This is a genomic window from Halomonas hibernica (assembly GCF_013183775.1).
In the GTDB taxonomy this organism is placed as follows: domain Bacteria; phylum Pseudomonadota; class Gammaproteobacteria; order Pseudomonadales; family Halomonadaceae; genus Vreelandella; species Vreelandella citrativorans.
The window spans coordinates 162,828-175,813 of sequence record NZ_VIFN01000004.1 but is presented as its reverse complement, the minus strand read 5'-3'; the positions used below and the strand labels follow the sequence as shown (position 1 = coordinate 175,813).

The 12,986-nt window shown below is 54.8% G+C and carries 10 protein-coding genes; 2 read left to right on the top strand and 8 right to left on the bottom strand.

The annotated features are described in order from the left end of the window. Positions 1-2: 2 nt before the first annotated feature. From FKN99_RS08480 to puuE, 7 genes are all read right to left on the bottom strand, one after another. Positions 3-2,606 carry a TRAP transporter permease gene (locus FKN99_RS08480; RefSeq protein ID WP_172117452.1) on the bottom strand — a complete coding sequence of 868 codons (2,604 nt, stop codon included), beginning with the start codon at positions 2,604-2,606 and terminating at the stop codon, positions 3-5. Between the two features lie 132 nt (positions 2,607-2,738). Continuing rightward, positions 2,739-3,719 (bottom strand): TAXI family TRAP transporter solute-binding subunit, encoded by a 981-nt coding sequence (locus tag FKN99_RS08475; protein ID WP_172117451.1) that lies wholly within the window; start codon positions 3,717-3,719, stop codon positions 2,739-2,741. Between the two features lie 522 nt (positions 3,720-4,241). Next, positions 4,242-4,778 (bottom strand): DUF192 domain-containing protein, encoded by a 537-nt coding sequence (locus FKN99_RS08470; RefSeq protein WP_172117450.1) that lies wholly within the window; start codon positions 4,776-4,778, stop codon positions 4,242-4,244. 13 nt (positions 4,779-4,791) lie between these two features. Then, the gene (pyk, locus tag FKN99_RS08465; protein ID WP_172117449.1) at positions 4,792-6,261 is read right to left on the bottom strand and encodes a pyruvate kinase; all 1,470 of its coding nucleotides are present in this window, start codon (positions 6,259-6,261) and stop codon (positions 4,792-4,794) included. Between the two features lie 84 nt (positions 6,262-6,345). After that, entirely contained in the window at positions 6,346-6,837 is a 492-nt protein-coding gene (locus FKN99_RS08460) for an ureidoglycolate lyase (RefSeq protein WP_172117448.1), read from the bottom strand. A 30-nt stretch (positions 6,838-6,867) separates the two neighbouring features. Further along, positions 6,868-7,698, bottom strand: a complete 831-nt coding sequence (locus tag FKN99_RS08455) for a bifunctional allantoicase/(S)-ureidoglycine aminohydrolase (RefSeq protein WP_172117447.1) — start codon at positions 7,696-7,698, stop codon at positions 6,868-6,870. An 11-nt stretch (positions 7,699-7,709) separates the two neighbouring features. Next, positions 7,710-8,648 (bottom strand): allantoinase PuuE, encoded by a 939-nt coding sequence (puuE, locus tag FKN99_RS08450; protein ID WP_172117446.1) that lies wholly within the window; start codon positions 8,646-8,648, stop codon positions 7,710-7,712. A gap of 271 nt (positions 8,649-8,919) precedes the next feature. Here puuE and FKN99_RS08445 point away from each other — a divergent pair, with 271 nt between their 5' ends. Continuing rightward, positions 8,920-9,672: an aspartate/glutamate racemase family protein gene (locus tag FKN99_RS08445; RefSeq protein WP_172117445.1), complete on the top strand. Its 753-nt coding sequence runs from the start codon at positions 8,920-8,922 to the stop codon at positions 9,670-9,672. A gap of 136 nt (positions 9,673-9,808) precedes the next feature. After that, complete coding sequence (locus FKN99_RS08440; protein ID WP_172117444.1) at positions 9,809-11,167, top strand: NCS1 family transporter; 1,359 nt, start codon at positions 9,809-9,811, stop codon at positions 11,165-11,167. Between the two features lie 199 nt (positions 11,168-11,366). On the opposite strand, the gene modF is transcribed toward FKN99_RS08440, so the two are convergent. Continuing rightward, positions 11,367-12,869, bottom strand: a complete 1,503-nt coding sequence (gene modF, locus FKN99_RS08435; RefSeq protein ID WP_172117443.1) for a molybdate ABC transporter ATP-binding protein ModF — start codon at positions 12,867-12,869, stop codon at positions 11,367-11,369. Between the last annotated feature and the right edge of the window lie 117 nt (positions 12,870-12,986).

The window sequence follows — 12,986 nt, the reverse complement described above, 5'->3', positions numbered from 1 at the left end:
CCCTAGGCCACTGCCGCGCCATCATGATCAGACTTTTTACTACGCCGGCGACGCTGCATGAGCACAACAAAACCAAATATTGCCAACGCCGGTAGCCACATCCACTCTTTCGTCCAGCGGTCTACAGGGGCCAGTACTTCGATAATCTCCTGGTCGAAGTCAAACCCCAGGTCGGCGGCCTGGCTGCCGAAGGCGACGAAATCGACTAGCGTTTGATCACCGTCTACATACAGCTCCATACCGAGGTTTTCCAGGCGCTCCTGGCCCGTATCACCGCGGGGCACCGGGACCAGTACGTAGGTCGTCATTGGCGAGCCAAAAGCATCTTCACCAGCGATTTGTACCCGCAGGTTACTGCCATCCTCGACACGCTCAAGGGCATCAGCAAACTGGGCAGGCGGCACTGACGCATACGGGTCATGTATCTTGTCCATCCAGAAGCCTGGGCGGAAGAGCGTGAAAGCGACCAACAGCAGCAGCAGCGATTCATACCAGCGATTGCGCGTCAGCATGTAACCTTGCGTGCCCGCGGCGAAAATCAGCATCGCCACGGTGGCCACAATAAACACCACCACGCCCTGCATCGGGGTAACATCAATGAGCAGCAGGTCCGTATTAAAGATAAACAGAAACGGAAGCGCTGCCGTACGCAGGCTGTAGTAGAACGCCTGGAAGCCTGTCCGAATCGGGTCCCCTCCGGACACAGCAGCAGCCGCAAAAGAGGCCAGTCCCACGGGCGGCGTAACGTCCGCCATAATGCCGAAATAGAACACGAACAGGTGAACAGCGATCAGTGGCACAATCAGGCCATTTTGCTGACCCAGCATCACAATCACCGGCGCCATCAAGGCCGAAACCACAATATAGTTAGCGGTCGTGGGCAAGCCCATGCCTAGAATCAAGCTCAGCAAGGCGGTTAAAAACAAAATCATCATCAGGTTACCGCCTGACAGGATTTCAACCACATCTGCAAGCACCAGGCCCACACCGGTTTGCGACACCGCACCCACCACGATACCCGCTGTGGCCGTCGCGATACCGATACCGATCATGTTACGCGCGCCGGTTACCAGGCCGTCCCACAGGTCTAAAAAACCCTCTTTGATATCGGCGGCCATTTTGCTGCGCCCACGGAAGACGGCAATAATGGGACGCTGCGTCACCATGATAAAGATCATGAACACCGTGGCCCAAAAAGCGGAAAGCCCTGGCGAGAGCCGCTCGACCATCAAACACCAAACCAGCACAACAACCGGCAAGATATAGTGCAAACCGACCATTACGGTGGGTCGTGTCTGCGGCAGTTTAATAACCTTGGCGTTAGGGTCATCCATTTCCAATTCAGGATAGTGAGACCCGATTTTCAAAAGTCCGACATAAATAATCGCCAGGCCGATTGAAATGACCCACGGCGTTGCCTCACCCAGCACGGGCTTGAGCCATCCAAGGCCGTAATAGACCACCACCGACAGCCCCATTAACAGCAGCAGGCCGGTTAAAAAACCAATGATCTTGTTGAGTAATGGACGGGCTGGGTTGTTGGAGGGCAGCCCTTGCATATTGGCTTTAAGGGCTTCCAGGTGAACGATATAAATCAATGCAATATAGGAAATAATCGCCGGCAAGAAGGCATGTTTAATCACGTCCACGTACGGGATGCCGACATACTCAACCATCAAAAACGCAGCCGCGCCCATTACCGGCGGCATGATTTGCCCATTCACCGATGAGGAGACTTCAATGGCACCGGCTTTTTCGGCGCTAAATCCCACCCGTTTCATCATCGGGATAGTAAAGGTGCCCGTTGTTACCGTATTGGCAATCGAGGAGCCGGAAATTAGCCCGGTCATGCCTGATGCCACAACGGCCGCTTTTGCAGGGCCGCCTTTCAGATGGCCTAACATCGAGAATGCGACTTTTATAAAATAGTTACCGGCACCGGCCTTATCGAGCAACGCACCAAACAACACAAACAGAAAGACAAAGCTGGTAGATACACCTAGCGCGATACCAAAGACGCCTTGGGTACCCAGCCACTGGTGGTTGATCAACCCTCCCAGGCTGACGCCACGGTGAGCAAGAATGCCCGGCATGTACGGGCCAAACAGGGAGTAGCCAATAAATATCGCGGCAACCACCATCAGGGGTGGGCCAAGCGCACGCCGAGTAGCTTCCAGCAGCATGATAATGCCGACGATGCCCACCACGATGTCCTGCGTGATAGGACGCCCGGGGCGCTGCGCCAACTCTGAATAGAAAAGAAACAGATACCCACCGCAAAAGGCCGCCACCGCTGCAAACATCCAGTCTTGTAGCGGAATACGGTCGCGCGGTGAGCGCTTTAACGCGGGATAGGCCATATAGGCCAAAAACAGCGCAAACGCCAAGTGAATAGAGCGTGCTTCAGTGGCACTAAAAACACCGAAGCCGACCATATAAGGGAGTGGAGATGCAATCCATAGCTGGAACAGCGACCACGCTGCTGCAATACTTACCAGCAACTTACCGGGTACGCCGTGAGGCTTCCTTGCCCCTGTGTCACTGGCGGCGACCATATCCTCCAGGTCGCTCTCAGTGGCGTTAGAGGGTTGTTTGTCATCACGCATACGCTTGCCCTGCCTAATGGTCAGCGCTGACAATCAGCGCTTTCAACAAGAAGCGCGGACACCCGAGGTGCCCGCGCTTAAACTTCAAAAGCAATCACTATTGATCCTGGCTAATAGCGTCACACTAGGGTCTTATTCGATCCAGCCACGCTCGCGGTAGTAACGTGCAGCGCCATCGTGCAGCGGTGCAGTTAGACCGTCAGAAATCATGTCTTCTTCGTTAAGGTTTTCAAACGCCGGGTGCAGGCGCTTGAAGCGATCAAAGTTATCGAATACCGCTTTAACCGTTTCGTAAATAACCTCTTCATCCACGTCCGTCGATGAAACGAAAGTGGCTGCTACACCGAAGGTTTCAACGTCTTCGTCGTTACCACGGTACAGACCACCGGGGATCACAGAACGCGTGTAGTAAGGATACTCTTCGATCAGCGTATCGATTTCATCACCAGTGACCGATACCAGGTTCGCATCAATCGTGGTGGTGGCTTCCTGGATGGAGCCATTCGGGTGGCCTACCACATAGACCATCGCATCGATGTTGTTATCAGACAGAGCTGAAGCCTGTTCCGCCGCATCCAACTGAGATGCCAGCGCGAACGTACCTTCGTCCCAACCAAACGCTTCCATGACGACATCCATGGTGTTGCGCTGGCCAGAGCCTGGGTTACCGATGTTAACGCGCTTGCCTGGGAAATCGCTGATATTGTCGATACCCGCATCCGCACGCGCGACAACGGTAAGAGGTTCACCATGCATGGTGAATACCGCACGCATGTCACCCCAGGGGCCTTCTTCTTCAAAGTTGGCTTCGCCGTTGTAAGCACGGTATTGAACGTCAGACTGGACAACGCCCATATCCAACTCACCGCTTTTCATGCCATTCACGTTGGCAACAGAGCCGCCTGTAGAAGGCGCATTACAGCGAATACTGTGCTCTTCGCTGCCACGGTTAACCATACGGCAGACCGACTGGCCTACGACGTAGTAAACACCGGTCTGGCCACCTGTGCCGATTGTAATATAGCGCTCTTGAGCAACAGCGGGGGCAGCAAACGTAGCTGCTGCGATCAACGCGCCAGAAAAAGTGGCGGTAGAAAACACATGGCGATTCATGGATACACCTCTATCTTGATGTTGTGAGCGTTATGCGTTTTGGAACCACCGATGATCTGTTCCCTCGGGTGATTTTTCTTCCAAAACGTTTTCAAGACAAACTGTTATAGTTCGACATCCTGAAGTGCCGACCTTAACTACTTTAGCGAAAAAACCGCTAATTAGCGAAGCCAATACGTGGCTTCAAGTATGCGAGCGGCGCCTATTGAAACACGACTCTAACGCTACGTAACGTTTAGTCACCGTTAATTGCTATGCCTCTTTTGCATAGGGGGTATGAGATAAGCAACCAAACTTCCCGAAAACCTGCCTGGCTCGTCAAGGGGTTGGTTGCTTAATAAGGTATAGCTCAATAGGCAGGGGTAGCCAAATGCCCCTGGGCGCTAAAGCCCGCACAGAGGCTCCCTGAGGTTCGCTACCTACACGCCGGCAACGACCAGAACCACCCACGCCCTAAGCGTGGTGTGGTTCCTTTCTACCGATTCTTATGGCAATGCAAGCGCCGTCGCGCCTTGAAGAGACTTACTGATCGATGGGCTTGCAGAAGCCGGCTTGATCCGGAATCGAAATACAGTCGCCCACTTTAATGCCGCGTTCGGCGAAGTAGCCGCCATTGACCTCAAGGGCCGCCCAAAATGCGGCACCTGCCGGATAGGAGGGACAATTGGCCGGAACACTGGACTCACAGGGAGGCATGGTGTTAATTGCTACGATACGCCCCTCCTGATCGATAAACGCGATATCCAGCACAATGCGCGTGCGGTACATCCAAAAAGTGTTGCCAGCAGGCTGCTCGCTCTCAAAACGAAACAGCATGCCGCGGTTTTCAGGCAGCGATTCACGCTCCATCAACCCTCGCTGACGCTGCGCCGCGCTTTTGGCCACTTCCACTTCCAGCCGGTGCGGGCCTCCGTCACTATGAATAGCCAGAGGCAGTAAATCGCTCTCTGGGTCAGCGCCCTCAGCCCAGGCGAGCGCACCCCAAACCGTACCGGGAAGCAGCGCGACCAAAGGCAAACCTAACGCAGCTTTTAGCATAAGACGACGAGTCGGGTTCATGGAGGCAGGTCCTTTAATCGGTAGGCTGGTCAATCGTCATGACTTTCATCGTATTGGTACCACCATGAGCATTCATGTGGTCACCCCGCGTCAGGATGACATGTTCCCCCGGCTCGGCAAGCTTATGTTGCACCAGCAGTTCCAGCGCACGACGATTAAGCTCGGTCGCGCTCATTTCTGAGGTATCAAACGGTAGCGACACGACGCCACGATATAGCGCCATACGCCGTTGGGCGATGGGGTTATGGGCAAGGCCGACAATCGGCAAACCAGAACGGATCCGCGAGGCAATCAAGGGGGTATAACCGGAGGCGGTCATGCAGGCAATCGCAGCCACACCAGTCATATGGTTGGCGGCGTACATAGCGGAAAGGGCAATGGTTTCATCGGGGCGAGTAAAACCTTCATGAATCCGGTGGCCCGACTCTTGTGCCACCTTCTCACGCTCGGCGCCCAAACAGACACGCGCCATGGCTTCCACGGTTTCCACCGGATAGTCGCCGGCGGCGGTTTCCGCCGACAGCATCACGGCGTCGCTGCTATCCAGTACGGCATTAGCCACATCAAACACTTCGGCGCGGGTAGGTAACGGCGCCGAGATCATGCTTTCCATCATTTGGGTGGCGGTAATCACCGCACGGTTGAGCGAGCGGGCGCGTTTGATCATGCGCTTTTGCACGCCCACCAGTTTGGCGTCACCAATCTCAACCCCTAGGTCGCCCCGGGCCACCATCACCGCTTCAGAGGCTTCGATAATGCCGTCAAGCGTTGCCTCATCGGCAACAGCCTCGGCACGCTCAACCTTGGCCACTAGGCCAATCTCCTTGCCCTCTTCACCCAGCAGACGGCGCGCTTCCAGCATGTCTTCGGCATGGCGCGGGAAAGAAATCGCCAGGTAATCAACGCCAATCTCAACGGCGGTTTTTAAATCCTGTTTATCTTTATCCGTTAGCGCCGGGGCAGAAAGCCCACCGCCCTGTTTGTTGATGCCTTTATGATTGGAGAGTTTGCCCCCCACTACCACGTGGGTATGAACCTGCTGGCCTTCTACACGGGTAACGTCCAGCACCACACGGCCATCATCCAGCAGCAGGCGGTCGCCAGCGCCCACATCCTGAGCAAGGGTTTTGTAGTCGCAGCCCACTTGATGAACGTCGCCTACATCACTGTCCATCGCCATATCCAGCACAAACGGCTGCCCCTCTTTCAGGGTCACCATGCCCTCTTTAAAGCGGGCAATGCGAATTTTGGGGCCCTGGAGGTCCCCCAGTGCTGCCACACTACGCCCCAGCTTGGCAGCAATTTCGCGCACCCGTAAAAGACGCTGACGATGATCATCGGGCGTGCCGTGGGAGAAGTTCAAACGTACGACATCTACCCCCGCTTTCAGCATTGCCTCCAAAACGCCCTCACGGTCACTGGCGGGCCCCAGGGTGGCAACAATTTTGGTACGGCGAAGCGGGATATGTGTCTGTGCGTTCATAGTTTTCCTAAACAATCACGGGGTTTGTCATTAGCCTATCAGTATAAGACCACCAGGATGACAACCGTAAGGCGTGTGCACAAGTTATTCGCGTAAATCGACCGTAATTTCGAGCGAATACTCTTCGCAGTTATTACCTTCGCCGCCGCGATCCACCACTAAGAACTCGCCTTCACGCTCAAGCACCGACTGTATCGCATGCCAAGTGCCTGCTCGGTAGTTAACGCCCTGACGGCCGTCGGTAACAAACGCACGCACTGTCTTTGGATCAATCGTCTCGCCTGGCGGTGCGACCACCACAATAAAGCGTTCCTGATGCAGCGGCATAAATGCCTGGCTGCCCAGTGGATGGCGCTCTAAAAAGGTTAACTCAAGCGGTAAGGAAACGGGCTGACTCACAAACAGATTGATCAGCGTGTGGGCGTTTTCACCCAGGGTTTGCACCTTCGCCAGGCCGTGATGGCGCTGGGTACGCCCGGCGTTAATGGCAAACGAGGGTGACTCGCGCGCGTCGATGACCTCGCCAAAAGGCGCGAAGGCCTCACGCGTCAACGGCTCGGCGGTGAGAGTCAGCATGCAGGCCTCCTCATGGCTTTCTCCTTTACTTCAGCGAAAGAGCTTGAGCTTTGCGTGGCGGTTGACGTCCTTGTAAAGCAGGTAGCGAAACGGTCCCGGGCCGCCGGCATAGCAAGCCTGAGGGCAGAAAGCGCGCAACCACATGAAATCCCCTGCTTCCACTTCCACCCACTGCTGGTTTAGGTGATACACCGCCTTGCCTTCCAGCACGTAAAGGCCGTGCTCCATGACGTGGGTTTCATCAAACGGAATGACGCCGCCGGGCTGGAAGTTGACGATGGTGACGTGCATGTCATGGCGCACATCGTTAGGGTCGACAAAACGGGTGGTCGACCAGCGCCCTTCCGTGCAGGGCATCTCGCTGGGCGTGATCGCCTGCTCGTTGGTGACGAAGGCTTCCGGTACATCAAGGCCGTCCACGTACTCGAAGGCCTTGCGAATCCAGTGAAAGCGAACGGCTTCGCGGGATTCATTGCGCACTCGCCACTCCACCCCCGGCGGAATAAACGCATAGCCGCCCGGGGCCATGGCGTGGCGCACGCCGTCCAGACTCAGCGACAGCTCGCCCTCGACCACGAACAGCACACCTTCGGCATCCTCCTCAGGCTCAGGCTTGTCGCTTCCGCCGCCGGGCTGCACTTCCATGATGTACTGGGAGAAGGTCTCGGCGAAGCCGGAGAGCGGTCGCGCCAGCACCCAAGCGCGGGTACCCTGCCAAAACGGCAGGTTACTGGTGACGATATCGCGCATGACGCCTTTCGGGATTAGCGCGTAGGCTTCAGTCAAAACGGCCCGATCCGCCGTTATTTGGGTTTGCGGTGGATGCCCGCCTTGAGGGGCATAGTAAACCGGATTGTTCATTGAATGGCCTTTTATGAGGTAACGGGCGGATGGTGTTTCGCCCAGTGGCGGGCGATATCGACGCGTCGAGCGACCCATACGCGATCATGGGTCTCTATATAGTCTAAAAAGCGCTGTAGGGCGCGGAAACGTCCCGGGCGTCCCAGCAAGCGGCAGTGCATGCCGATAGAGAGCATCTTGGGCGCTTCTTCCCCCTCTTCATACAGCACATCAAAGGCATCGCGCAGATACGTAAAGAAGTGATCCGCCGTATTGAAGCCCTGCGGCGCAGCAAAGCGCATATCGTTGGTGTCCAGCGTATAGGGCACAATCAGATGAGCGTGATCACTCCCCTGGCTGTCGGTAACGGTCGTCCAAAAGGGCAGATCGTCGCCGTAATAGTCACTATCGTAAAGAAAACCGCCTTCATCCATAATCAGCTTACGGGTGTTGGGGCTATCGCGCCCGGTGTACCACCCCGCTGGCTTCTCCCCGTATAAGCGCTGAAATATCTCCACGGCTTTTTGCAGGTGTTCACGCTCAATGTGTTCGGCTACTTCTTGGTAGTGAATCCAGCGGTAGCCGTGACACGCGACCTCATGCCCCAACTCCTTGAATGCCTGGGCGACATCAGGGTTTCGCTCTAGCGCCATCGCCACACCAAATACCGTTAAAGGCAGCCCCCGCCGCTCAAATTCGCGAAGAATACGCCACACGCCTGCCCGAGAGCCGTACTCGTAGATCGACTCCATGCTCAAGTGGCGGTCAGCGTAACTGGCTGCGCCGATGATCTCGGATAAAAACTGCTCAGAGCCATTATCTCCGTGCAGCACGCAGTTCTCCCCACCCTCTTCATAGTTGAGGACAAACTGTACGGCGATTTTGGCCTTGCCTGGCCAGTTGGCATGCGGCGGTGTACGCCCATAGCCTTTTAAGTCACGCGGATAGCAGAGGTCAGTGGTTAGCGTCATCAGCGGGCCCTTCGGTTATCACCAAGCGTATAAATTCAATTAATTGACCATTATTGTATACAAAATAAACATATTAATAGCCCACGGCAATATTCCCAGGGTTGGCTGATCAACCCATCGTATCTCTTATAACTTAAAAAGCGCCAAACCTGAGCGTGTAGACGAATCTATTAGCCTTTTTAATGAGAGTAAAGGCCTTGCTCTTGGCGATAAAGCCCCCTATTTTTGTATACAAGATACATCGGATCGTTTACCTACAGGATCGCGTGCTGTGCACATACATATTATTAACCCCAATACGACGGCATCCATGACCCAAGCCATTGGGCAGGCTGCTGAGCTTTACGCTTCTCCGGGGACCCGCATAAGCGCGTCTCAACCTGAATCAGGTCCGGTTTCCATTGAGAGCCATTTTGATGAAGTGGTAAGCGCGGTAGGCGTGGCCGAAGAAGTACTTAAAGGTGAGCAACAAGGCGGTATTGATGCCTATATTGTGGCCTGCTTTGGCGACCCTGGTCTGCTTGCCGCGCGTGAAGTAACCCGTGCCCCGGTGATTGGCATTGCTGAGGCAGCCTTCCATTTAGCCACGCTAATCAGCACGCGCTTCTCCATTGTTACCACCCTGGGGCGTACCGGCATTATTGCCGAGCACCTGCTTGAGCAGTACGGCTTTCGCCACCACTGCCGACGCATTCGAGCCGCTGAAATTCCGGTACTAGACCTTGAGCACCACCCCGATGCGGCGTTTACCCGAATTGTCGAGGAGTGCTGCCGCGCCAGGGACGAAGATGATATCGGCGCCATCGTACTGGGCTGTGGTGGTATGGCAAACCTCACCCAACAGATTAGCCGCGAAGTGGGCATTCCCGTCGTTGAAGGCGTAAGCGCAGCCTTGAAGCTTGCAGAGTCCTTGGTCGGTTTGGGACTGCATACCAGCAAACATGGCGACCTTGCTTACCCACGACCCAAACCCTTTACCGGCAAGTTTGCAGCCCTATCCAACCTTCAATTACCGCTTAAATAGCACGGTCATCTGAATATCGGTATTTCATCACACAAGTAAAAGAACCAGAACGTCCAGTAGCACGCCATGCCGCAAGCGTCTTTCAGGCTAAAGCCTGAGAAACCAACAATACTCATAATCTTGCGAGGACGACATCATGAGCATTTCAAATGCTGCTCTTGCGTCAGAAGACTCTTCTACAGCGCGCACCAAAGCCCTGGGGGAGGAAAGCCTGGCCCCCCAAGGTACCCGAATTATGGGGCGAGGCTCCTACTTTCTGGCCTGGTTTGGTGGGTGCGTTTCCATCGGCACCTTTGCCATGGGCTCAAGCGTTGTCGGTACGTTAAACCTGCTACAGGCAACGCTTGCCATCGCCATCGGGTGCTTTGTCATCGGCATTGCACTGGCGATTAACGGTGCAGCGGGCTACAAATACGGCATTCCGTTTATGGTGCAGGCGCGCAGCACATTTGGGTTTACCGGTACGCGTATTCCCGGCCTGGTTCGCGCGTTACCTGCCGTGGTGTGGTACGGCTTTCAAAGCTGGATTGGCGCAGGCGCACTCAACATGGTGTCAGCAACCCTGTTCGGCTTTGATAACCTGGTGTTTTACTTTATTACCTTCCAATTCCTGCAAATCGGCCTTTCGGTGATGGGCTTTCAAGGTATCAAGTGGCTGGAAAATATCGGCAGCGCGTTTATTTTGGCCTCGCTGATGTACATGTTTTACGCCACGGTGCAGCGCTATGGCGATGAATTATCCGCCAGCCTGTTCACCATGGAAGGCTCTTGGGGCATGCCATTCTGGGGCGCCACCATGCTCTTTTTAGGCATCTACAGCACCATGATGCTTAACGTCAGCGACTACTCGCGTGAGCATAAAAAAGGCACGGCCCAGAGCCTGCTTACCACCATTTACGCCATGTCGATTCTACCCTGTACGCTGTTTATGGGCCTGATCGGCTATATGGTGTCGGAAGCTACGGGCACCGCAGACCCCATTCAGGTGTTTGCCAATGCCGTGGATAACACGCCGCTACTAATGACCACTCTGCTGTTTATCGCCTTTGCCCAGGTCACGACCAATGTACTGAACAACGTGGTGCCGCCTACCTATGTACTAATGGACATCTTCAAGATCAAGTTCCCGGTCGCGACCGTCATTGTCGGCCTGTTAGCGTTTGCCACCTTCCCCTGGAAGCTGGTTCAACCGGGCTCGGCCGCCGGTTTACAGCTGTTTGTCCAAACCTACTCGGCCTTTCTGGGCCCCATCTTTGCCATTCTGGTGGTGGATTACTACATCATCCGCCGCCGCACGTTGGATATCAGCAAGCTCTACGATCCCACCGGCCCTTATCAAGGCGTCAATAAAGCGGCTCTCGTTGCAACCGCGGTGGGCATCCTGGCAGCACTCTTTTTCTCTGCGGTCTCCTGGTACGCCAGTTTAATTCCCGCCGGCCTTACCTATTACCTGCTGATGAAACACTGGCCCGCCTGCCAGCGTTTTACACGCTAACCCTTCCCAATCCGACGGCTGCCTACGTGCAGCCGTGCTGACGATTAATGCAGAGAGACTATGCAGGAGCTATTCTCCTCAGCTCTGGCAGCGTGTTCTACTTTGGCTTGATGCGACAGTTTAGACGATGTAAAAGCGCCATCGGCTTTGTGCCGATGGCGCTTTTTTAGAGTGCAGGCAGCAACGAAAACGTCAGCGCCTAGTGGTTTTTCTCAAGCGTTAAATGGTTGTCTATTTCCTTTATCCTGTCTTCCGTGTGGTGATTGACGTAGAGCACCGTGGTTTCCTTGCCTTCACAGATTTTCTCGATGAGCGCAAGAACGAGTTGGCGGTTCATGTCATCAAGGCCCAGGCAGGGCTCGTCGAGTATCAGCAGCGGCGGGTGCTTCACCATGGCACGGGCAATCAGTAGCAACCGCTGGTCGCCGTAGGAAAGCTTATTGAACGGCTGGTCGGCACGCGTTTTCATACCCAGTAAATCAAGCCATTGGTCGGCAATCTTTTGCTGATTATCGGTAGATTTTGTGTAAACGCCGATACTATCAAAAAAGCCCGAAATGATGACGTTCCTGCAGCTAGTGCTGACACGATACTCCCATTGCAGGGCCGTGGAGACATAGCCGATGAACTGCTTGATCTGCCAGATACTTTCACCGTTACCGCGCTGGAAACCAAACACGAAAATATCGTTGGTATAGCATTGCGGGTGGTCTCCCGTGATCAAGGACAACACGCAGGTTTTACCGCTGCCGTTAGGACCACTCAGTTGCCAGTGTTGCCCGCGTTCGATCGTCCAGTCGAGCGAGTCCACGATTACAGTATCGCCGTATTTAATCGTCGCTTGCTTAAGCTTTACTAACGGCTGGTTAGGGTCGAGCGCGGGCAACTGATGGGCAGGGTCGGCCTCGGGCACGCTTAAGTCAGTCGTTTTCAAATGCAGCAGTTGGTAAAGCTCGTTGAAGGCGGCCTCATCCTGGCGGTCTACTGTGAACGCCAGTCGCCCACCTTCCCTACGCGCTCTATTGCCTTGCTTTTTATTCTCTTGCCCCGGGTCTGGCCGGTCTTTATCCAGGTAAGCCACATGAGTGATGAAGTCCGGCATTTCGTCGAAGCGATTGAGCACCATCACCATGGGGACGCTTTCGATAATAGAGGCAAGATGGGCTTGCAGCATGGCGAGCGTGTCGACGTCCAGGCCATCGAACGGCTCGTCCAGAATGAGCAAATCGGGCTTGTTAGCCAACGCTCGGATCAGCATGACTTTGCGGGTTTCACCCGTGGAGAGTTTGCGAAAGGCGCGGTCGAGGAGTTTCGTCAGCCCGAATTTCTCCACCAGTTCGTAAGCCAGTTCGGCATCCTCGCAGTGCTCGAAAATCATTTCACTGACCGGCGTGCCGAGCGACACGACATCCATGATGTCGGCATCGTCTTTTTTCAGCTCTTCTGCGATAAGCTCGGCTTGCGCTTCAAAAGAGACCAGCCCGACGCGCTCGGGAAGCCCTTGAACAGTGCCCGCTTCAATCTTGCCAATACCAGCCAGTGCCGCCGCGAGGGCCGACTTACCGGAACCGTTAGCGCCGGTGATGACCCAGTGCTGGTGAGGTTCGATGGTCCAGTCAATCTCGCTTAGAGTGAATCGATCATCGAAGCTGATCGTCGCATTGTTTAGCTGAATGCTCGCCAAGCGGATTGAAGGCTCCATGAACATGTTCCTTACATTGGTAAAAAATCAGGGTTTGGAAAGTCTTTATCCAGGGACAAAAAAGCCGAGCATATCGTGGTGGATATCTCGGCTTTCCATTGACTAGCTAACGGTTAA